The sequence below is a fragment of the Niastella yeongjuensis genome, from assembly GCF_900110245.1.
In the GTDB taxonomy this organism is placed as follows: domain Bacteria; phylum Bacteroidota; class Bacteroidia; order Chitinophagales; family Chitinophagaceae; genus Niastella; species Niastella yeongjuensis.
Map to the genome: position 1 here is coordinate 72,877 of NZ_FOCZ01000012.1, position 21,726 is coordinate 94,602.

The following is a 21,726-nucleotide window of genomic DNA, read 5'->3' on the forward strand; positions in this document are numbered from 1 at the left end:
GGAAATGTAAGATATGAAAAACGTTCCAACCTTATTCGAATGGGCAGGTGATCAGGAAACCTTTGACATATTATTTAAGAAGTTTTATGATAAAGTATTGCAGGATGAACTGCTGGGTGAAGTGTTCAGGAATATGTCGCCGGAGCATGTAAAACATGTGTCGCATTTTGTAGCGGAAGTGTTTGGTGGTGAAAAATTGTATTCACGGGAAGGCGGCAGCCATGCAAAGATGATTGGTAAGCATATTGGTAAAATGCTTACAGAGGAAAAACGCCAGCGCTGGGTGCACCTGTTGATACAAACTGCCGATGAAACAGGGCTTAAGAGCGATCCCGAATTCCGTTCTGCCTTTGTTGGCTACCTGGAATGGGGCAGCCGCATAGCAGTGATCAATTCCCAGTTAATGGAGAACCCAATGCAAAAAGCCGAGCCCATGCCCAAATGGGGTTGGGGCGAAACCGGCGGACCGTATGTGCCAGAAAGCGAGTAACGCTAATTCTTTATTACATCGTTCTCATGGTCTTTTTTCCACTGAATAGGGGTTAACCCAAATTCATTTTTAAACGCCTTTATTAAAGCGCTCTTGTCTTTAAAGCCGGTATCTACAGCTACGGACTTCAACGGCCTGTCTTCTAACAATAGAATTTTTACTCTGTTCCAGAGAAAATCACAGCGGTACCTGAAAGCGCCTTTATTGAACAGGTGCTTAAAGCCGGCTTTTAATTTCTTTTCCGGAATGTCAACCATTTCTGCCAATATAGGGATAGTGTAATGTTGCTCTATCTTTTCAGTGATAATTTGGGCAGCATTGCGAACCTTTTGCAGGTCCTTCAGGGAAAGGTGAACTTGATACATGGGAAAGGTTTAATTGTTACGCTAATCAGTTTCTTTATTAATCAGGTTTAAAGCGGAGTATTGGACAATAATCGTTACTAACGGTTACAAATTACGATGCAGGTGAAATTTAGGGAATATGGTTTGCCCGTTGTTATGAAATCAGAAATAAATTTTGACACATGATCAGTAACCCCTAACCGATAATTTGCCATTGTATTAATTACTACTGCGGTAATTCTATTGATAATTAAGGGGATGCGGCTATAAATTACTTTGTTGACAAACGCCAAAATATGTACCTTTATCCAACTTCAAATTATTTTTTTGTTGTAGCCATCTTTCAAAACAACAAAATCCCTGGTAAGAGATAGTGCATCCTGTTCCCTGATGATTCATTTGGTTAAAACTAAAAGTGTTCAAATGATTCTCCCTGCTATTAAACCTGAAAAGCAGGTTCAGATGGATCTTTCCATCCGTCCTGTTGTTATCCCCGACGATGTACGGTGGTTGCAGCGGTGGCTTGGGGTAGATGCAGATTGCCTGATCCCTTTTTATGAAAGCCTGCAGGTAGCCAGCTTTATTCAATCTGTGGTGGTATGGGAAAACGACCGGCCTGTATTGCAGGTTGATATTTGTGAAGCGCTCTTTGATGACCTGGGAACCGGCGATGGTATTTCGCCCGGCGACTACAGCCTGCGTTTATTGCCGGCACCCGATGCGGATTATAATGCCATCAGCCGCGCGTTGCATAACTGTATTGCGTATGTGTTTACAGAAAAGAAAGCAGGCCGGGTATGGATGCCCCTGCATAACAGCAATACCCTATTGATGACCTGGGTAAAAACTGCCGGGTTTACAGAGACGATCGATATACTTCCCAAACCAGGCTATGTACTTTATCTGCTGGATAAACCAGCGATCTCTTAATCTACCAATCCATTTTCGATGGCCTTCTTTACCAGTCCGGCGGTGTTTTTGGCATCGAGCTTTTGTAACAGGCTGCTTCGGTGGTTGTCTACCGTATGCAGGCTGATGAACAATTTATCGGCAATCTCCTGGTTCGTAAATTCCTGGGTAATTAGTTGCAATACTTCTTTTTCGCGGCGGGTGAGCAGGGTATTTTGTTTTTGATTTTTATTCTTGAACATGTCGTTCACCAGCTGCTGTTGTATGGCGGGGGAAAGAAATTGGCCGCCGTTGTAAACCGTTTCAATGGCTTGTACTATGGTGTTGTCGTCGGAGTCTTTGAGCAGGTAACCCTGACAGCCGAGTTGCAGCATTTTTTTCACCTGAACGGTTACATCGCTGCTGGTAAGTACGATTATTTTGATAGAAGGGTGTTTTTTGATCAGCTGGCGGGCGAGGTCGGGGCCTTCCAGGTCGGGGAGGTTCATATCCAGCAGCATTACATCGGGCATGGAAGTAGCTACTTCTTTCAGCATGGCATTACCGGTTGCATAAACCGCTACCACATTGATGTTGGGAAAATCATCCAGGATCTTTTTGAGTCCATTGGCTACAATTGGATGATCGTCAGTAATGGCTACTTTAATTGTCATTGCTCAAAGCTGTTTTGTTTGGTTGGTTGCTGCCAGGTTCAGTTCAATATACACACTTGTTCCTTCACCTGGTGTACTTACTGTATCTATTTGTCCGTTTAACAATTTTACGCGTTCGCGAATGGTCCGGAGGCCAATGCCTTCCCCCTGGCTGTCATCTGCCGGCATTCCCCGGCCATTGTCTTCCACTGTAATGCACAGCTGCGATTCATGAAAGACGATCTGAACCAGGGCCTGGGTTGCGCCCGCATGCTTCAGCATGTTATGCATCAGCTCCTGAATAATGCGGTAAGCGGTTAATTCCACATCGCCGGGCAACCGCCTTACTTTTCCCCAGATCTCTGTATTGATCTGCAGGCTGTGTCCTTTGCGCAGGCGTTCGCAAAAAAGCAGCGACGCTTTGGCCAGCCCTTCCTGCAGCAGGATCTCCGGCATCAGGTTATGGGCGGTTTTTCGCAGATCGGCGGACGCTTCTTCCAGCATTTGCATCAGCTCGGTAAAGTCGTCGTTCGTATGGGCGGTCTTGTACTTTCGCACCATCGCGCTTACCCGCGTTCGTATAGCACCCAGGGTACCGCCAATACCGTCGTGCAATTCCCGGGCAATCCGGCTCCGTTCTTTTTCTTCCCCGTTTACCATGGCCTGCAGACTGGCAATTTGTATTTCCTGCCGCAGGTTGCGGATCTTTTCTGCCTGCAGGGTTTGTTTATGGTAATTGTTCCGGTAAATCAATACCCCGATTGCCAAAATTAATATGAAACTTGCCGAAATGGCAATGATCCAGAAATTTTTCGTTTTTAACCGGCTTTCATTCCGTTCAATGGCCAGTTCCTGCTGGGCCAGTTGTTTGTCTTTATCGCTCAGCCGGTATTTTACTTCCATATCGTACATCATCTCCAGCTTCTGGATCCGCTGCACACTGTCGCGTAAAAGAGAATACTGTTTGCGATGCTCATTCGCTTTTTTATACTGGCCCAGGGCTTCATAGGCATCGGCCAGGGTTTTGTGCGCATGGTCACTCAGGTGCATGATCTGGAAATTGTTTGCTTCAGCCAGCGCCGGTTCGGTAATGGCGATGGCTTTTTTCCAGTCGTGCTGCATGGCGTAGGCTTCGCCCTGAAAAATATTGGCAAAGATCACATACCGGTTCTCGCTTTGCCTTTGTTCGGGGATCTCGGCCAGGGCTTTTTTATAGTATTGTAAAGCTGCTTCGGGCCGCTTATCGTCCATATACGTTAACCCGATGTTGAGCAGGGTGGCAATGGTCATGGAAGGGGAGGCCTTCAGAGCCTGGCCCAGTTGCAGGTGCCGTTCACAGTAGTAGCGGGCCGAATCGTTCTGGCCAATATTATTATAATAACCGCCTTTGTGAAAATAGATCTTCAACAGCAGCGAACTGTCGTTGGTAGCCTGCGCATTCCGTTCAATGTTGTTGATGCGTTGTACTACTTCCCGGATGTACAGGTCGTTATGAATGTCTTCATGGGCGTTGAGCCAGAATTGTAAGATGCTGCACAGCACACCTATTTGAGCGCGGGGGTTGGTTACCTTGTTGTTCTCCAGTTCGCGCAGGGCAGTATAGCGGTAGTAGGAGCAGGAGTCGTACCGGTTTTGATAATAATAGATCTCAGACAGGGCCAGGTATACGGAGGCAATTAGCTCGTGGCCCCGGATATCATTAGGGCACCAGTTCAGGGCTTGGCGGGCGTAAAATACCGAGCTTTCTTTTTGTTCTTTATTATTATAGCAGCGGCTGATGCCAAAAAGGGCTTTGGCCATGCCGTAATTGTATTGATGCAGCTGGCAGGCGCGCATAGCCTGGTTATATAGCACCAGGGCGCTGTCGATGACCTGTTCCCGTATCCCATCGGCTTTTTTAATAACCGCGTTTATGGAAGTAGTGTCATTCAGCTGCTGTGTTCCGGTAACTATAGTCTGGGGGTTGTTTTCAGAAAAGGCTCCCTGGCTAAGGGCTTTTAATGAAAACAAGGTCATACAGCAAGGCAGCAAGAGCAAGCACACTAATCTAACCGCAATGCTATTCTTACGCCACATACATATACTTTTTTAATGAATGGTGAATTTCACTGGCAGGCAAAGTGTTCAATTACATGGGATAAAGCCAGGTACAATTAGCATGGTTTCAGGTAACGGAAAGTTAACACCATTTGGCGGGTTGATGAAATAAAATAGTGCTTTTCCACTATTTTTCTTTTAGGTGTTTTGCTATGGTCGCTTTGCGGCGGAGCATAAATAAATTAGCACGTAAAAGCTAACTGATATTGAGAGTCATTTTGACATTTATACTGGCAAGTGCCTGCCTTATGTCATATGGGCAGAACTTTACCAACAAGGGAAGGGAATTTTGGGTAGGCTACGGCCACAATACACTCTTTTATTCCGGCAACACGCAGGAGATGGTCTTATACCTGAGTGCCGAACAAACTGCGAATGTTAAAGTAAGCATTTCCAATACTACCTGGGTAAGGAACTACACCATTGCCCCTGGCCAGGTGGTAGTATCTGACCTCATTCCCAAAAGTGGAGCCGAGGATTGTCGCCTCGTTGGGGAAGGGATCTCCCAAAAGAATATTCATATTGAAAGTGATGTGGCCATTGTCGCCTATGCGCATGTGTATGGCGATTATAGTTCCGGCGCCACCATGCTGTTACCGGTTGAAACGTATGGCTATACTTATGCTTCCTGTAACACAGGTCAGAGTTATGATGCTGATAGCCATTCCTGGTTTTATGTGGTAGCAGCAGAAAACAACACCCGGGTGCGGGTGAAGCCATCCCTTGAAACCGCCAGTAATGTACAGCGGAACCAGGAGTTTGAAGTAGCCCTGAATAAAGGGGAGATCCTTAATGTAATGGGGGCTACCACCAGTGCCGGAATAGGTAATGATATGTCAGGCACAACTATACTTTCTGTTGCCGGGGCCGATGGAAAATGTCATCCTATATCCGTGTTTTCAGGAAGCAGCCGTACCGTGATCTGTCCTTCCGGTGCAGGACTTCCGAGCGGTGATTTTATCATGCAGCAGATCTTTCCGGCCACAGCCTGGGGTGCGCGTTACCTCGCTGGCATTACCGCTAATACTGATAATATCAATATCCCTGGTGTAAACCGTTTCCGGGTATATGTGCGCGATAAACTCACGAATGTATACGCAAATGGCACGAAGCTGAACAGTATGGACCAGTATGGTTACTTTTATGATTTCGACGCAAATACACCGCAATATATTACCGCCGATAAACCAATTATGGTGGCCCAGCTGATCGTTTCGCAGGAAGGTTGTAACACCAGCGCTTCCAGTTACAACGATCCGGAGATGATCTATTTAAGTCCCATGGAACAGGCCATAAACAATGTTTCATTCTACAGCGCCGAAAAAGAACATATTCAGGCAAATTATGTAATGCTTACCATTCACGAGAATGGAATAAGCTCGCTGTCGATAGATGGCAGCATTCCCGGGCCGCTTACGTCTACTGACCTTACTCTCGATTGTCCCGGTTTGCCCGGTTATAAAGTAGTAGTGAGAAGATTCCCGGCAACAGGGATGCAGCATACGGTACGCAGTGATTCGGCTTTCAATGCCATTGCCTATGGTTTGGGCGATCATGAAAGCTACGGATATAATGCGGGCAGCTATGTAAACAACCTTACTTATATCGCCGAAATTAAAAACGACAGCAGTTCCACGCCGAATACCTATACCTGTCCTCAAACGCCTTTTTCCATTACCATTAAAACATTGTATACCGCAACCGGAATTATCTGGGGGTACGGAACACTGCCGGGTTTTAGCCCCAATGGTAATATCAATTACTCAAACCCGGTGCCGGACGGCACGGAAGTGATCAATGGAAAAACGTACAATGTTTATAAACAACCGTTACCGGCCCTGGCGCCGTCAACCGGTACTTATTATGTGCCGGTAACCATTGTATCGCCTTCTATTGATAATTGCACCAATAGTGAAAAGCTGGTCATAGAAGTAAAAGTATTACCCGGGCCAACAGCCGATTTTACATTCGTACCGGATTGCGCTACCAAAACCACTTCCTTTACGGCCAGTTCATCTGATCCATTGATCGATAAATGGCGCTGGGAGTTTGGTGATAAAACGCTTGATAATGTAATGAAGCCCGATAAAGTATACGTGGCCGGCGGCCCTTATACCGTAAACATGTATGCTTTCAGAAGCAGCGATGGTTGTGCAGGCATGGCCACAAAAACGGTGAACATACCGGGTATGCCTAAAGTGGCGTTTGACCAGCCTGCAGTAGTTTGTATGCCCAATGGCACTTCAAATTTTGTAAACAAAACCACCGTGCCGGGTGTGTTTACCGGTACTTTACAATATGCATGGGACTTTGGCGATGGTGGAAACGCTGCTGATAAGAGCCCCACGCATTATTATGCAGCGCGCGGTTCGTATCCGGTGAAGCTGACCGTTACAACCGATCAGGGTTGTTCAGACTTCATTACCACTACAGTTTCGGCTTTTGCCGACAGGCCTGTTGCCGGTATTGGAATAACCAATACCGAACAATGTGCCGGAACCGCTTTCTCCTTTTCTGATAAAAGTATCTACCCGGGTACTGCAACCGGGGCCCAATATAAATGGACCTTTGGAGATATCACTTCCGGAACAGCCGCTAATCCTGCAAAAACCTATAAACAACCCGGAACCTATACGGTAACGATGGCGGTAATCAGCAGCGAAGGTTGTATTTCCGATACGGCTTCCACTGTGGTAAAGGTATATCCGGTACCTGTGGTAGATGCCGGGCCGGATATGATCACAGAACCTGGAAAGCCGGTACTGTTACAGGCTACGGTTACACCGGCTACTGCTGCTATTTCCTGGTCGCCCGCAACGAATTTATCGGGCGCCGGCCAGTTGCAGCCAATGGCATCACCACTTGAAACTACCCGGTATTACATTACTGCCACCGGAGATAAGGGGTGTAAGGGCACCGACAGCATGTTGTTAAAAGTGTTCAAGGAATTGAAAGTGCCCAATGCCTTTACGCCAAACGGCGATGGCAAGAACGATACCTGGCGTATTCCGGGACTTGAAGATTACAAAAATGCAACGGTACAGGTATTTAACCGCTGGGGCCAGATCGTGTTTAAAAGCACAGGATACAGCAATCCCTGGCGCGGCGATATAAATGGCACGCCCTTACCAACCGGCGCCTATTATTATGTTATTCAGCCTAAAGAGGGTGGGTATGGGACTATATCGGGAAGTGTGCTGATTGTGAGATAGGTTGACGGGTTGACAAGTTGACGAGTTAACAGAGTGAGTTGTGAATGGTGAGTTGTGAGTAAGCTCGCGATTATTCAGACTTCTGAACATTCGGAAACTCACTCACCACTCACTACCGACCACTCACGATTCCAATAGTGCTTTACCACTGTTTTTTGTTTCGGCTGGTAACATTGGGGTAACACGGTTAACACTGCAATAACTTTAAGCGACATATATAACCGGTATTGCGTTCCGGTTAAATTAAAAAACCAATTCTACTGCTATGCGTACTTTGAAACGCCTGCGTTCGTATTGTAATTTATTTGTAACAAGGATCATGGTGATCGGTTGCCTCTGTGCACCTGGTATGTTACAGGCACAGATCTCAGGGAACTATACCATCGATAACAGACAACCAACAGCGGGTAGAAATTTTAATTCATTCAATGACTGTGTAACCTTTTTAACTGGCGGTCTTACCGGTGCAACAACTGTTACCGTGGCCGCGGGCAGTGGTCCCTATAACGAGCGGTTCCAACTGATAGAAGACATTCAAAGTTCCGCTGCCAAACCACTTATCTTCAATTGTAATGGCGTAACGCTTACCTATCTTTCTACTGATGGTTTAAAAAGGGAGCTGATATTGCTGAATAAGGTTAATTATGTTACCATCGACAATCTGAAGATCGTTCCCACGGGGCTTACCAACTCTGAATTTGGGGTAGGGGTGCACATCGTGAACGATGCCAATCACAATACCATTCGCAATTGTACCATATTGAACGGTGTCAATACCGGCGTGCCGCAAAATAATGAAGGGATCGTGATCAACGGATCGGTAGATTTTGCTTCTGCGCAGGGGAATAGTTATTGCGACAGCAACCTGATCGTTAATAATACCATTACCGGCGGAAATACCGGTATCACGGTGTCAAGTGTGCCGGCCACCGGTGAAACAGTTGTTTATATGAAAGGCAACCAGCTTATCGATAATAAAATTTCTGGTTACTGGAACTCCGGCATTTATTTGTTTTACAACGATAACCTGCTGGTACAGGGCAATGATGTCAGCAATCCGATATACATAAGGGGTAGTGGGATTACCTTGTTTGAGCCTAATATCAATACGAAGATCGTGAACAATAAGATCCACCACCTGTACGATGCCACTGCCGATCCCAATAGTCTTTATAAAGGCATTGAGGTGGGCCAGGCATTTGCTTCGGCTACATCTGCCAATACAATAGCCAATAACCTGATTTACGATTTTCAAAGTGCGGGCGAGCAATATGGGATCTGGAGTGATGGGGCTGCGTATTTGAATATTTATCACAATACTATTTCGCTTGAAAATACGGCTGTTGCCGGAAGCGGGTCCACTTATGGAATGCATTTCGATAATACGTCAGACTTCAACATCTGGAATAATATCATTACCATAAAGAGAACCACCAGCGCCGATAACATCGGGCTTGCTGTACAGTCGGGAATAACCAGGTTTACCAGCGAACGCAACCTGTTTTATTTGCCATCGGGCAGTACAGGCAGGAATGCAGTAGGTGATTACGGCGGTGCACAAAACACGCTGGCCAACTGGCGTACAAAAACTGGTCGCGACCTGCTGTCTGTGAGCGCTGATCCGGTATATGACCTGGTTACTACTTTGATGCCTACTGAAAAGGCTATCGATAACATGGGCCAGTTTGTAGGCATTACCAATGATATTACCGGTGCTGTTCGTAATAACCAACACCCTGATATTGGTGCGTATGAATTTTTAACGCCAGCCTGTGTTGGGCCTGCGGTTGGTGGTGCTGCTACTTTACTGCCGGGGACCACTATTTGTGAAGGGGCGCCCATGGCCTTAAACCTGGCCGGCAACTCTTTTGGTCTCAATCAAACCTATCAGTGGCAAACGTCTTCCACCATAAACGGTACTTATACCAATGTAGGATCAGCATTGCCGCATCCGGCTGTCAGCATGTCTGCGGTTAGTACCCTGTATTACCGCGCCGCCGTGACCTGTAATTCACAGGTTGACTATTCCACGCCGGTTCTTGTTACTGTATCACCCAGACTAACGGCTAATACCTATACGATCAATAATGCCCAGCCTACAGCGGGTAACAATTTCAATAGTTATAACGACGCCCTGAATGCCATCCGCTGCGGTATTAGCGGACCGGTGGTGTTTGATGTGGCGGCAGGCAGTGGTCCTTACAACGAACAGCTGATCATTCCACAAATAAGCGGTACCTCTGCCACCAATACCGTTACCTTCAAAGGAAACGGTACTACATTGACTTATTTGTCGACCAGTTCAGACGAACGGGCGGTTGTAAAACTGAATGGCACCCGGTACTTCATTTTCGACAATATCAAAATCGTTCCACAGGCAGCCACTGGCAGTCAATATGGCGTGGGCGTGCAACTGTTAAACGATGCCGATCACAACACCGTTAAGAATTGTACCATTACCGGGAATACTACCAATACCAGTACCAGCTTTATCAGGAACCAGGCTGGGATAGTGATAAGCCCGTTAAAGGACAATTATACCGATATATTCAGCGGGCCCAGTTATTGCGACAGCAATACCATTACGGGAAATACGATCATTGGCGGCCAATATGGTATTACCTGTACATCAGCCCCCACTTTGCTGACGCAGGGCAATGTGATCACGAATAATATTATAAAGGATGCATGGGCTTATAGTATCTATATAGCCAATACAAAAAATACCCTCATCGAAGGAAATGACATGAGCCGGCCTACCCGTACTACCAGTAACTCCTCCTGGTACGGTGTTGCCAGCTGGGCTACCGAAAAAAGCGTATTGATCTCAAAGAACAAGGTGCATAACCCAATGGACGCGCAGTTGACCGGCACCACCAATAGTTATGGCCTTTATAACGATGAAAACGATGCCACGTTGGCCGAGCCCGTTATTGTTAGCAATAACCTCATTTATAATTTCAATGGCGCTGGTCCACAAATAGGTATTTACAACTTCAGTTCTGATAGCGTACAGTATTATCACAATACTATCTCACTGGAAGATGCTACTGCAACCACCACACAAAAAACGCAGGGTTTTTATAATAGTGGCGCTGCATTGGGTATCCTGATCAAGAATAATAACATTGTGATTAAAAGAGGCGGCGCCGGTCCCAAGCATTGTATATATATCAATACAGCTGCCACCACCTTTACAACTAATTTCAATAACCTGTATGATGCTTCTACAGCCGGCACCAGGAATTTCACGGCCTTTTACAACGCCAAGGATTATGCTACGCTGGCACTGTGGCAGGTTTTGAACAAGGATACCAATTCCATCAGCATGAACCCGGTTTTCCAAAACCCTGCTGGTATTGATTTTACACCTACCATCCAGGCATTTGATAATAAGGGTACACCGGTTGGTATTACTACTGATATCAATAACCTGACCCGTCATGCAAAACCCGATATCGGTGCATTTGAATTCAGTTTTTGCCTGGCTTTGACCAAGCCTGTTACAACAGTAAGCAATACAACTACCAGTGAGGTGAGTTTTGCGTGGAATGCAGTGACCAATGCAACCGGTTACCTGGTTTCAACCGATGGGGTGAATTATGCGGCGCCTTCTACCGGTGCAACGGGAACAACCCATACTGTTTCGAATGTAATTGCCGGAACCGATGTTTCCCTGTATGTAATAGCGCTGGGTACAACGGTTGATTGTCCAAACGATACTTCCGCTAAAGTAACAGGCCGTACCCTGTGTTTACAATTAGGCGCAGCACCTGTAGCAAAAGTGGATACTACTACCACTACCTCTATCCGTTTTTCGTGGAATGCAGTAGCCAATGCAACAGGTTATAAAGTGTCTACCAATGGAACCACTTATGTTACGCCTTCTTCAGGTTCAACCGGCTTGTACCATGTGGTGAGCGGGTTAACAGGAGGTACCGAGGTTTCCTTTACCGTTCAGGCGCAGGGGTCTTCGGTAAATTGTCCAACTGTTACTTCCGATAAACTGGTTGCCCGTACACCCAATAACAGGTATTTCGTACCGAATGCCTTTACGCCCAACAACAACGGCCAAAGCGATGAATTTAAAATAGAGAGCCACGAAATAAGGACCATGCACCTGATGATCTTTAACCAGTGGGGACAGAAGATCTTCGAAACCAGCAGTCAGCAAAATGGCTGGGATGGCAGTTTCAATGGCAAACAACAACCAGTTGGTGTGTATGTATATGTACTGTCCATGACCATGTTGGACGGTACTGTTGAAAACAAAAAAGGAACTATCAGTTTGATCCGCTAAGCCGGTATTGACATGCAAAACATTGGTAAAACCATAAAACTAACTATTATGAGAAACCTCGCAATATTCACGATGGGGCTGATGGCTGTGCTGAGTGGCATTTCCACACAGGCGCAAACAGACCCGCACTATTCGCAGTATTACATATATCCGTTGTGGCTGAATCCAGGCTTAACGGGTGTTATGGATGGGGACTACCGCGTAACCGCGATCTATCGCCGTCAGTGGGACGCGCTTTCAAGCCCGTTCGCTACCCCTGGTATCTCGGCCGATATTACCACCAACAAGAATGTAAACGTAGGGTTGAACATCATGAACCAGCAGGCTGGGAGCGCCGGTTATAATTACCTTACGGCTTATGCATCTATGGCGTATACAGGTGTGCGGTTTGGTACAGATGGCAATCAGCGCATTTCAATGGGGATGTCGTTGGGATTGATCAACCGCCGTTTTGATCAGTCTAAGTTGCAGACCAATGGCATGTATAATGGAAGTACCGGCACCGTTGACCCTTCATTTAGTGAGCCGTTGAATAAAACCTCCGCTTCGAATTTCGATGCCGGCGCAGGTGTGGTTTATTACGATGCTACTCCGGGTAAAAAGATGAACATTTTTGCCGGACTTTCCGCTTATCATTTAACACAACCGGAAGATCCTTTTACCAATGGCCCCGAACTTACCAAAATGCCGGTTCGTTTAACGGCCCATGGCGGTGCACAGTTCAACATCTCCGAAGGGCTCAGCATTACGCCCAACCTGTTGTATATGCGCCAGGGAAAAGCTTCTGAAAAAATGATCGGTGCCTATGTGCAAAGCAATATCAATGAGGATGCCGATTTTCTGATCGGCGCCAACTACCGCATCAAAGACGCCATCGTTCCCTATGCGGGCGTATATTATAAGAATTTTGTTCTGGGCCTGAGTTACGATGTGGGCACCAGCGATCTGTCGAAGATCAGCGGTAAAGCCAACAGTTTCGAGATCTCGCTGTCTGTGATCGGCAGCCGGGCCATTAAAGCAAAACGGGTTCCGTTTGTTTGTCCGGCAATGTAGGGGAAGAAAGTAACCATTCATGATCATAATTCAAAAAGAATGCTTAAACATATAATTATAATATCAGGCCTGGTAATAACTGTTCAAGCAGGTCATGCGCAGATTGTAAAAAATTACAAACGGGCTGCTGATAAATTCTATAAACAAGGCGATTATTATTCCGCCACCCAGTATTATGAAAAATCACTGGCAGGCGATAAGAATGCTCAAAATAAATACGAGCCGTACCAGGTTGAAAAAAGGCCTGCCGGTTCAGCCAACAACAAAGGCGTGAACCCCAAAGTAACGCTGTTGTATAATCTGGCCGATTCGTATTACAAATTGCAGGACTACAGTCATGCAGAACCATATTACAAAGAGGTGATCGATATGGATGCCACCGCGTATCCCAATGCGTTGTACGACTATGCCATTTGTTTGCGGGCCAATGGTAAATACAGCCAGGCGCAGCAACAACTGGAGAAATTCCTGAAAACAAAACCGGCTGCCGATTACAAATCCAAAGCAACGCTTGAACTGGCCAATTGCAATTTTATTCAACAGCAATTGCAGCAGGGTGAGGGACATGTGAAAATAGCCAAACTGAACAACCAGGTTAATAAAGAAGGCGCCAGCTATGCCGCAGCCTGGATGAATGCCGGCACTCTGGTTTTCACCGCTACCCGCAGCAGCGTTGATGAGCACAACAAAACAACGGAATACAATAATGCTTTATATACTACCGCGCAACACAGCGGCAGTTTTGATGAAGCACAGAAATTATCCATCACCGGAATAACCAGCACCCACCAGGGCGTAGCTACGTTTACACCCGATGGTAAAAAGATGTTCTTCACAGGCTGGAATACCCTGGCTGATGGTAAAAAAACATTTGCGATTTACAGCAGTGAAAACAGCGGCAGTGGCTGGTCACCTGCCGTATTGGTACAAGGCTCCGTTAATGTAGAAGGCACGGATGCCCGTCAACCGCATGTTACTGCAGATGGGAAATACCTGTTGTTCTCGAGCAACCGGCCGGGTGGCCAGGGTGGTTTCGACATCTGGTATACTCCATTGAAAGAAGGCCGCCCCGGTAAAGCCATGAATATCGGAAAGGAAATCAATACCAAAGAAGATGATGGGGCGCCTTTTTATTTTGCTGCCGGTAACACGCTCGTATTTGCTTCCAAAGGCCGTACCGGTATGGGTGGTTTCGATCTGTTCTCCTCAACCGGTGCTTTTGGCAGCGGCTGGTCTGAAGCAGTGAACCTCGGCTATCCCGTAAATTCCGTTAAAAACGACAGCTATTTTGTAAGCCGCGGTAAGAACCTGCTCGAAGATGCCATCATCAGCAGCGACCGTGCATCCCTGTGCTGCCTGGAATTATTCTCCCTGCATAAATCTTACCATCAATACTTCAGCGGACAAATTGTGGATTGTGAAAATAAAACACCCATCCCCGGGGTAACCATCACGGCCACCAATACCGGCGGACAACCCGTTGCCACGCAAACAACCAATGCGGAAGGGTATTATACGCTGGAAACTGAAATTGGCAAGGAAGTTCGCCTTTCTGCCGGAATGGATAAGTATAAAAATGCCGCGCTGGCTTCTGCCACCGCCAGTTCAGATACCATCAATATTGGGCAGAGCTGCCTCGCCAGAATCCCTGATCCGTTCAAAGGCCAGGCAAGCCTGGTAACGCACGACCTCAGGTTTGGTTATAACGAAAAAGAAGTTGACCCGTCCTCGTATGCTTATATGAATGATATGGCTGCATACCTGAAGGCCAATCCAACGGTTAAGGTTGAGATCTCAGCCCACACCGATGGTATTGGTTCTGCAAGCTACAACCAGCAATTGTCTCAGGCCCGTGCCGACGCCTGTGTGAATTACCTGGTTAATGCCGGTATCGATGCCAGCCGACTGATTGCAAAAGGCTATGGTGCTACCCAACCGCTGGAAAAAGAGAAAGACAAAAAAGGAAAAGACATTCCTGCTGCGCGTGAAAAGAACAGACGTGTAGAATTCAAGATCATTAAATAGTACTCCTACACCCGTAACGTACCTTATAAACGAAATGGCCCCGACGATAAGTTGGGGCTATTTTTTTTGAGGGCAGAAGGCAGAGAGAAAGGCAGAAGGCAGAGGGCAGAGAGCAGAGAGAAAGGCAGTAGGCAGTGGGCCCGCCTTCGGCAGGCGAAGAGTAGGCAATCAATGTCGTTTAGTTAATGCTTGTTTTAAGGGATTCCCTCCTGGGAGAGCCTGTCCCGCTTTGCGGGAGGCAGGGGTGGGTTTTTTATTCCAGGCAGGCGAGGCAGAAAGCCTAAAGCTTAAAGCAATCGTCCCAATCAGCATAGCTGGTTGGGACGATTGGTATTTGCCTGAAGCCTTGTATTTTAAAACTTTCAACTTTAAACTTTCAACTTATAAACTTGTATCTGCTTTCAACTTCGTTCAATATATCCTAATCCATTCACACTTCTTTTCCCGAAGCGGCCACTAATTTGTATTCTTCCCTGCCAGAAAGCGGGTTTGTCAACAACAGTGATGAATTCCTGATCGGGTAGGGCGGCTTGTATGTCAAGGTCGATATAATATTCGGGAATGGCTAATTGCCATTGTATGGGATAGGCGATAAACGTGCGCGCGCTGGTAAAGGTTGCGCCGGGCGTTAACTGAACATCGGCCAGGGGCGCGGCGTTGCCATCGGGATCTATCAGCACTCCCCAGCGGACGGCAGGTTGTTTAATGCTGTCGAATAAAGCCGGTTGTTTATTGGTGTCGTACAATTCGTAGGCGGTGATCTGCCAGCTGTTATCCAGTTGAATGGAGAACCAGTTCAATGACAGCTGTTGTTTTTTTGCCCTGGCTGTTTTGGGTTTGCCAAACTGGTGATCGTACCAGCCGCAGCCTTCTACGTCGAACGATGCCGAACCAGGCAGTGTTATGGTGCCATTTACTTCGCAGGCGGGAATAAAATAATAGAACAGGTCTTCACCACGCGAACCGGTAACCAGGCCATTGTTCCCGTGCAATACGGGGTTTACGAAGGGAATAAAATTCAGTTCACAACCTACACCGGTTAAGGGGTTGTGCAATTTAAGCTGGTATTTTCCTTCCTGTATTTTTTGAAAACTATTGTAATCGATCACTAACTGCAGGGTGGTATTGCTAACGAGGGCGTCTGTGCGGTCGGCCAGGGAATCGGGGTGGTATTGTTGGGTATCGGTGTCGGTAAGGGCCCAGCGAACGGAATGGGTAAAGATGGCTTCGCCGGTTTGTTCGTCTTTTCCGATAACCGTTCGGGTAAAGGAGGCGAACAGAGAGAAATGCCGGCCTTGTATGGTTGCCAAATGGCAGTTCTGGTTCCAGCATTCCAGGGTCGATGATTCATGTGGCAGATCATGAACTGCCAGGTTTGGGGAGCTATCGGCTTGCGGCCAGTCTGCCGGTTGTTTTTTTGTTCCTTTCTTTTTTGTGTTGGTTGGGTTAAGCTGTGACATGTAAATAGGGCTTATGTATCTGGTTTAATTTACCAATCTTTTCTATAAACGCCGCCATTTGATAAAGTGCCTGGTGATGGTGTTCGTCCATCTGTTCTTTGAAGACCGGGTTATTTACGATCTCATTTACTGCAGCGGCTATTGTTTCGGGGGTAGACGCTACAATACCGGTTTTCGCCTGTTTAAGCCATTCTTCATTAGCTTTTTGAACTGGGCGCATGCCCTTGCTTTGTTGTACTATAAGGGGCGTTTGGGTGATCAGCGATTCGGTAATGGTCATAGCGCCTGGTTTGCCTATGGCAAAATCGGCCAGGTGCAGGTGGCGCAAAGGCGTTTTAGGTAAATAGGTATATATTGCTACAGGGAAAGGCAGTTTTAAGGCCGTTACCTGTTTGAATAATTTTTTGTTCTTACCGCACATAATGATCAGGTTCAGATTGCGGTGTTGCCGGGCCAGTGCTTTCACAATGCCCAGGATGCTGCGGGAACCCTGTGCGCCGAACGACAGAAAGCCAACGGGCCATGCGGGGTTCAGGCCAATGGCTCTTAATTGTTCGTTGCGGTTGTGCGGGGTGCATTCATACGCACAAACACCAACCGGCATGCCATCTATGCGGCAACGTTCTTTTTCGGGAATACCTGCTTTGGCCGCCTGTAACTGCAACCGGGCAGTACCATTCAGATAATACTGTTTTACATCGGGCGTAAACCAATAGCCGGAACGCACTTCTTCAAAATCAACCGGCACGGTAATGCATTCTACATCGGGATTGGCCAGCTGTGCACTCCGATACAATACCGGATTATAGATGGGTGTTACAGATACCACGATGTCTGCCGGTGAGGCTGTCCAGTACCGGGCAATTTTCCGGATGCCTCTTTTACCAATCTGGTTATGAAAAAACTGCATAAGGCCGATCTGCTTCTGCAAACCAACAACCCGGTCGTTTTTCAACTGCCAGTTAAAGAAATTAATACCGGTGCGAACAATCTTTCCGAAAAGGGGATGGTGATCGAAGATCTCTGCGATATTCACCAGGCGTACATGGCAATGCGGATTGCGGGTTTGTAATACATTTTTTAATGCGGTAGCAGCGGAGAGGGGACCAGAGGCCGCTTCTGAATACACGATGGCAATGGTACGTACGGTTTTCATGCTATCTGCTTGCATAGGCTGGATATTAGATATTGGAATTTTGGATTTTAGGGGCAAAAAACATTGAATTGTATATTCAACATTTTTTATATAAAGTAAATATAGTAATTATACTTTCCTGTGCAAGTTTTTACGATAAAATGTTTCTTTTATTAGTTAGACATGAACTTATTCATCGATTGCCAATACTTATCTTTAAAAACATCATATGTGATCCTGAGCTGGCCATCGTATTCTTTTATGAGCCTGTTCAGCACTTTTGATGGCTTTCTGAAGTCCTTGCAGGCAAAGAAAACCGTTCTTTTGTTATTGGCAGTCTCCCGGGCTATGTTCAGGCAGCCTTCAAAATCTTTTAGTTCGGTCATCACTTCTTCTTCAAAAACGGCCATCAGCTGATAGGTATCGTTATCGGGCAGGCCATTCCGGTTGTTGCCGTCATAGGATATGTCGAAATGCAAAATCCAGGGGTGCGATGCTTTGGCATCCCATTCCAGCAACGTGGAATTGACCACTGCAACAAGTGGCCAGCCATTGGCCATTTGGGCTTCCAGCCCTACATAGTTATCGTTTTCGGTATCGTGCCGGTGGCCATCATATTTCTCCAGAAATTCCTTTTGCCGCCAGATCAAAAAGTCTTTCAGCTTTTCAATGGGGATCAGCTCCTGGTTGGCGACGGGTGAACCAGCCACCGTTAGATTGTCGATGGTTGTTATCGAATTCATCTCGCCCAACGTGTTATCAAGAAAAATATAGGTGCCGTTTATGATGGTTGTTTCATCATCTTTTTTATAGTCCTGGTACAAAACCGTGATGTCGATTTCATCGGGGTAAATAGCGCTGTCGTTCGAATAAAATGATAAATGGTCTTTGTCGAACACATAACCTTCCATCTTTATACGCACATCGAGCATGTCCAGGGCGGGTTTCAGTGCGGTGAACTTCCAGCCTGTTATGGCCGGGGCTGCCTGTATGATCTCTTCCGCAAACACGATGTTTTTTATAACGCCGTCTGGTGTAATGATCAATTCTGCGGTTTGTTCATCGTACATCCCCGCTACCAGGAACAGCCCTTCTTGTAATTCATTGAGCTTGGGGGAGAGTTTATCGAACAGGTCCTTTTCGATGCGGCCGCCGCCGGTTTTCACCGCATTGAAGTAGGCTTTTTCATGCTGTTGAAACCAGTTCCAGAAATCGGCATAGGTAGTAATGGGGACCTCTTTTTTACTGAACAATTTTTTTAGAAAGCTCATTTATCCGCGTTGGTTTGTATATAAACTCTGGTGAGTGGTGTTTATTGTATGGTAATGTTTACAGGTACCGGAAGCTTTTCAGAAAATCATCTTTGTAATTCCGGCCAATGGGGATCTGGTGGGGGCCAATAACAATTTCCTCTTCGTTGAAGCTGTCGATGTTTTTGATATTAACAATAAAGCCCCGGTGAACCCGCACCAGCGCCGGGTGATTGAATTTATCTGCAATGTATTGCAACGATACCCGTAAAGCGATCTTTTTATTGGTAGTTACCAGCTTGACGTAATTGTTATCGCTTTCGGCAAACAACAGTTCATCGATGGAGAATTTGTTGAACCGGTAATTGTGTTTTACAAAGAAATAATTGTTGAAGAAGAGCAGGGCTTCTTTACTTACTTCTTCCTTCGCATTATCTGCCGGCTGTGGATCGGTGGGTTTACCCGGAACGGCAAAGTTGTGAATGGCTATCTGGATGCTGGTATGCAGGCTGTCGTTATTGAATGGTTTTACCAGGTAAGCCGATGGGTTTACCGCTTTGGCCCGGTTTACATATTCGTTTTGTGAAAACGCAGTGAGAAAAATAAGCGGTACTTCCTGGATCTTTTTCAGGGCGGCTGCTGTTTCAATACCGTCCTTGGCGCCTTTGATATTAATATCCATCAATACCAGGTCGGGTTTTTGATCGGTATACAGGGCAATGGCATCGTCGCTGCTGGCGGCAATGCCCACTACTTCATATCCTTCCTTTTGTAAACGCATCGAGAGGTCCAGGGCTACAATAGACTCATCTTCCACGATCATGATCCTTACTTTGTCGTCGTTCATGCTTGTACCGGTTTAACAGGAAATGTAAAAGTAAATACAGAACCGCTGTCACAATTCAATTGCATGGTCCCTTCCAGCTGCTGGGTAAGCGATAATATCAGCTGCCGCCCAAAGGAGGTGGAATATTTCCAGGCCTTTTCGGTAAGCTCCCGGCCATTGTCGCCAATGGTTAACTGCAGCTTGTTTGGCTGTTCCTGTAATGAAATGTACAGGGCCGGGTCGCTTACATTTTTATAAGCATATTTAAAGGCATTGGTCACCACTTCATTCAGGATCAGGCCTACCGGTATAGCCATGTCGGCTTCCAGTTCTTTTACCTCCACCTGTAACTGCAGGTTAAAATTATGTGCTTTGTAACCGTAGGCATGTAACAGGTTCTCCGATAGTTCGGCAATAAATTCCTGGATGTTTACCCGGCTGGTTGTTTTTGTTTGATAGAGTTTCTGGTGTATGAGACTCATGGCTTCTATGCGGTGCTGGCCTTCCATAAGCGCTTTCCGGGCCTGGGCATCATCGATCCGGGCGCTTTGCAGGTTCAGCAGACTGCTTACGATCTGCAGGTTGTTCTTTACCCGGTGATGCAGTTCTTTCATTAAATAATTCAAATGCGTTTCCTGCTTTTTTATCCTTTTATTCTGCAGCCATACCCAGAATAACAGGGCCAGGAAGATGGCAGACGCGGTAAAGGACCCGAATAATAATTTTTTGCGCAGGCGGTTTTGCTGGTCAAGGTCTTTTATCTGCGCCTCTTTTTTACCCGTTTCGTAGCGGGTGGCCAGTTCCTGGGCATGGCCGCTGATGATCTCATCGTCGCGCGTCTTTTTCAGCTCATTGTATTTTTCAAGAGCAGCAGATGCCGAATCAAAATGGTTCAGGCTGAATTCAAGCAGCGAGCGGTTGAGGTAATAGTTGATCAGGTTTTCCTTACCGGGCCCTGTATGGGTGATCAGGTGCTTCATGCTGTCGAGGTACCGGGCAGCCAGCGGATGTTGTGGGGAACCATGGCGCATATCCAAACTGGCAATAACGGTATATACCAATCCTTTTGTAACCTGGGTTACATCGGGATCGTTTAAGTAGGGTTGCATATCGCTTACTGCCTGAAATGCTTTGGGGTATTGTTTCAATCCATTGTATGAATTGATGATCTGCATATACGACCGCACAATGATGTCTTTAAAATTGGCCTTTCTTGCAATCTCGATTGTTTTGTTATGGTAAATAAGGCCGCTGTCGTATTTGTTGAACGAATTAAAAATGTTGCCGATGTTGGAAGAGGTGGTGGCCATATCGTACAGGTTATGCGATCGGGTAGAGTACGCCAGTGCTTTTTTATAGGCTTCTACCGACTCGTTAAAACGGTTGGTATTCCTGTATACAAAACCCAGTTTGCGTGTTAAGGCAGCCAGCACATCGGGAGGCAACGGCGTGTGTTCGCTCAGTTGTAAACCTTTTAACGCATATTCCAGGATCATGGCATCGTTATCCTTTATCAGATAGGCGGCGCTTTTGGCGGCATAGGCCAATGCCCGCGACGTATCATTACCGTTGCTTTCGGCTATGGCTTCGGCCTCACTGCTCAACAACAGGGCGGTATCGGGGTTTTGCAACAGAAAGATGGTGGCGGCATCGGTGAGCAGTTTTACTTTTTGCACCGGGGTAGTAGCCTTTTTGAAAGCCTGCAACAGACTATCGGTTTGTGTTTGCCATTTCTGGGCCATGCAAAAAGGGGAGCCGGGTACAAGTAAAATAAACAAAACCAGGCTTTTACTACGGGAGATCATTAAATAAAAATAGCAATATTTCCCGGCTTACCTCAGATGTGCTGGAATTTATATATGTGCCGGGTTCCAAAAAAATGATCCCGCTCAATCTGCATGCCTCGTTATACAGCTATCATTTTAAAACTGAACGCCTTGGCGTGTCCTGAAAAAGTATGTTTTCAATAATAAAAAATACAATAATTAAACAG

The 21,726-nt window shown here is 46.4% G+C and carries 14 protein-coding genes; 6 read left to right on the forward strand and 8 right to left on the reverse strand.

Features of this window, described 5'->3' with window-relative positions; all coding sequences use genetic code 11:
• Positions 1–13: 13 nt before the first annotated feature.
• Positions 14–490: a group II truncated hemoglobin gene (locus BMX95_RS26230; RefSeq protein ID WP_081198092.1), complete on the forward strand. Its 477-nt coding sequence runs from the start codon at positions 14–16 to the stop codon at positions 488–490.
• A 2-nt stretch (positions 491–492) separates the two neighbouring features.
• Here BMX95_RS26230 and BMX95_RS26235 read toward each other — a convergent pair whose 3' ends face one another.
• The gene (locus BMX95_RS26235) at positions 493–855 is read right to left on the reverse strand and encodes a helix-turn-helix domain-containing protein (protein WP_081198091.1); all 363 of its coding nucleotides are present in this window, start codon (positions 853–855) and stop codon (positions 493–495) included.
• 402 nt (positions 856–1,257) lie between these two features.
• On the opposite strand from BMX95_RS26235, the gene BMX95_RS26240 reads away from it, so the two are divergent.
• Positions 1,258–1,764 carry a hypothetical protein gene (locus BMX95_RS26240; protein WP_081198090.1) on the forward strand — a complete coding sequence of 169 codons (507 nt, stop codon included), beginning with the start codon at positions 1,258–1,260 and terminating at the stop codon, positions 1,762–1,764.
• On the opposite strand, the gene BMX95_RS26245 is transcribed toward BMX95_RS26240, so the two are convergent.
• A complete protein-coding gene (locus tag BMX95_RS26245; protein WP_081198089.1) occupies positions 1,761–2,396 on the reverse strand; it encodes a response regulator in 636 nt (211 codons plus the stop codon). The two genes, BMX95_RS26240 and BMX95_RS26245, sit on opposite strands and share 4 nt — an antisense overlap.
• 3 nt (positions 2,397–2,399) lie before the next feature.
• Complete coding sequence (locus BMX95_RS26250) at positions 2,400–4,391, reverse strand: tetratricopeptide repeat-containing sensor histidine kinase (RefSeq protein ID WP_165758831.1); 1,992 nt, start codon at positions 4,389–4,391, stop codon at positions 2,400–2,402.
• Positions 4,392–4,720: 329 nt separating this feature from the next.
• Here BMX95_RS26250 and BMX95_RS26255 point away from each other — a divergent pair, with 329 nt between their 5' ends.
• From BMX95_RS26255 to BMX95_RS26270, 4 genes are all read left to right on the forward strand, one after another.
• Complete coding sequence (locus tag BMX95_RS26255; protein ID WP_081198087.1) at positions 4,721–7,684, forward strand: PKD domain-containing protein; 2,964 nt, start codon at positions 4,721–4,723, stop codon at positions 7,682–7,684.
• 265 nt (positions 7,685–7,949) lie between these two features.
• Entirely contained in the window at positions 7,950–11,984 is a 4,035-nt protein-coding gene (locus BMX95_RS26260) for a T9SS type B sorting domain-containing protein (RefSeq protein WP_081198086.1), read from the forward strand.
• A gap of 48 nt (positions 11,985–12,032) precedes the next feature.
• The gene (locus BMX95_RS26265) at positions 12,033–13,037 is read left to right on the forward strand and encodes a PorP/SprF family type IX secretion system membrane protein (protein ID WP_081198145.1); all 1,005 of its coding nucleotides are present in this window, start codon (positions 12,033–12,035) and stop codon (positions 13,035–13,037) included.
• Between the two features lie 39 nt (positions 13,038–13,076).
• Complete coding sequence (locus BMX95_RS26270) at positions 13,077–15,062, forward strand: OmpA family protein (protein ID WP_081198085.1); 1,986 nt, start codon at positions 13,077–13,079, stop codon at positions 15,060–15,062.
• Between the two features lie 401 nt (positions 15,063–15,463).
• Here the strand turns inward: BMX95_RS26270 and BMX95_RS26275 are convergent, their stop codons facing one another.
• The 5 genes from BMX95_RS26275 to BMX95_RS26295 form a co-directional block, all read right to left on the reverse strand.
• A complete protein-coding gene (locus BMX95_RS26275; RefSeq protein ID WP_081198084.1) occupies positions 15,464–16,522 on the reverse strand; it encodes a lipocalin family protein in 1,059 nt (352 codons plus the stop codon).
• On the reverse strand, positions 16,509–17,693 hold the full coding sequence (locus tag BMX95_RS26280) for a glycosyltransferase (RefSeq protein ID WP_081198083.1): 1,185 nt from the start codon (positions 17,691–17,693) through the stop codon (positions 16,509–16,511). The genes BMX95_RS26275 and BMX95_RS26280 overlap by 14 nt, the downstream gene beginning before the upstream one ends.
• 137 nt (positions 17,694–17,830) lie before the next feature.
• On the reverse strand, positions 17,831–18,928 hold the full coding sequence (locus tag BMX95_RS26285) for a DUF695 domain-containing protein (RefSeq protein WP_081198082.1): 1,098 nt from the start codon (positions 18,926–18,928) through the stop codon (positions 17,831–17,833).
• A 58-nt stretch (positions 18,929–18,986) separates the two neighbouring features.
• Complete coding sequence (locus tag BMX95_RS26290) at positions 18,987–19,754, reverse strand: response regulator (protein WP_081198081.1); 768 nt, start codon at positions 19,752–19,754, stop codon at positions 18,987–18,989.
• Positions 19,751–21,511, reverse strand: a complete 1,761-nt coding sequence (locus BMX95_RS26295) for a histidine kinase dimerization/phosphoacceptor domain -containing protein (RefSeq protein WP_165758830.1) — start codon at positions 21,509–21,511, stop codon at positions 19,751–19,753. Before BMX95_RS26295 ends, BMX95_RS26290 begins: the two co-directional genes overlap by 4 nt.
• Between the last annotated feature and the right edge of the window lie 215 nt (positions 21,512–21,726).

Coding starts and splice junctions, on each gene's coding strand:
- BMX95_RS26245 (WP_081198089.1), bottom strand. CDS start 2,396: ATGACAATTAAAGTAGCCATTACTGACGATCATCCAATTGTAGCCAAT.
- BMX95_RS26240 (WP_081198090.1), top strand. CDS start 1,258: ATGATTCTCCCTGCTATTAAACCTGAAAAGCAGGTTCAGATGGATCTT.
- BMX95_RS26235 (WP_081198091.1), bottom strand. CDS start 855: ATGTATCAAGTTCACCTTTCCCTGAAGGACCTGCAAAAGGTTCGCAAT.
- BMX95_RS26230 (WP_081198092.1), top strand. CDS start 14: ATGAAAAACGTTCCAACCTTATTCGAATGGGCAGGTGATCAGGAAACC.
- BMX95_RS26255 (WP_081198087.1), top strand. CDS start 4,721: ATGTCATATGGGCAGAACTTTACCAACAAGGGAAGGGAATTTTGGGTA.
- BMX95_RS26270 (WP_081198085.1), top strand. CDS start 13,077: ATGCTTAAACATATAATTATAATATCAGGCCTGGTAATAACTGTTCAA.
- BMX95_RS26275 (WP_081198084.1), bottom strand. CDS start 16,522: ATGTCACAGCTTAACCCAACCAACACAAAAAAGAAAGGAACAAAAAAA.
- BMX95_RS26260 (WP_081198086.1), top strand. CDS start 7,950: ATGCGTACTTTGAAACGCCTGCGTTCGTATTGTAATTTATTTGTAACA.
- BMX95_RS26280 (WP_081198083.1), bottom strand. CDS start 17,693: ATGCAAGCAGATAGCATGAAAACCGTACGTACCATTGCCATCGTGTAT.
- BMX95_RS26290 (WP_081198081.1), bottom strand. CDS start 19,754: ATGAACGACGACAAAGTAAGGATCATGATCGTGGAAGATGAGTCTATT.
- BMX95_RS26250 (WP_165758831.1), bottom strand. CDS start 4,391: ATGACCTTGTTTTCATTAAAAGCCCTTAGCCAGGGAGCCTTTTCTGAA.
- BMX95_RS26285 (WP_081198082.1), bottom strand. CDS start 18,928: ATGAGCTTTCTAAAAAAATTGTTCAGTAAAAAAGAGGTCCCCATTACT.
- BMX95_RS26265 (WP_081198145.1), top strand. CDS start 12,033: ATGAGAAACCTCGCAATATTCACGATGGGGCTGATGGCTGTGCTGAGT.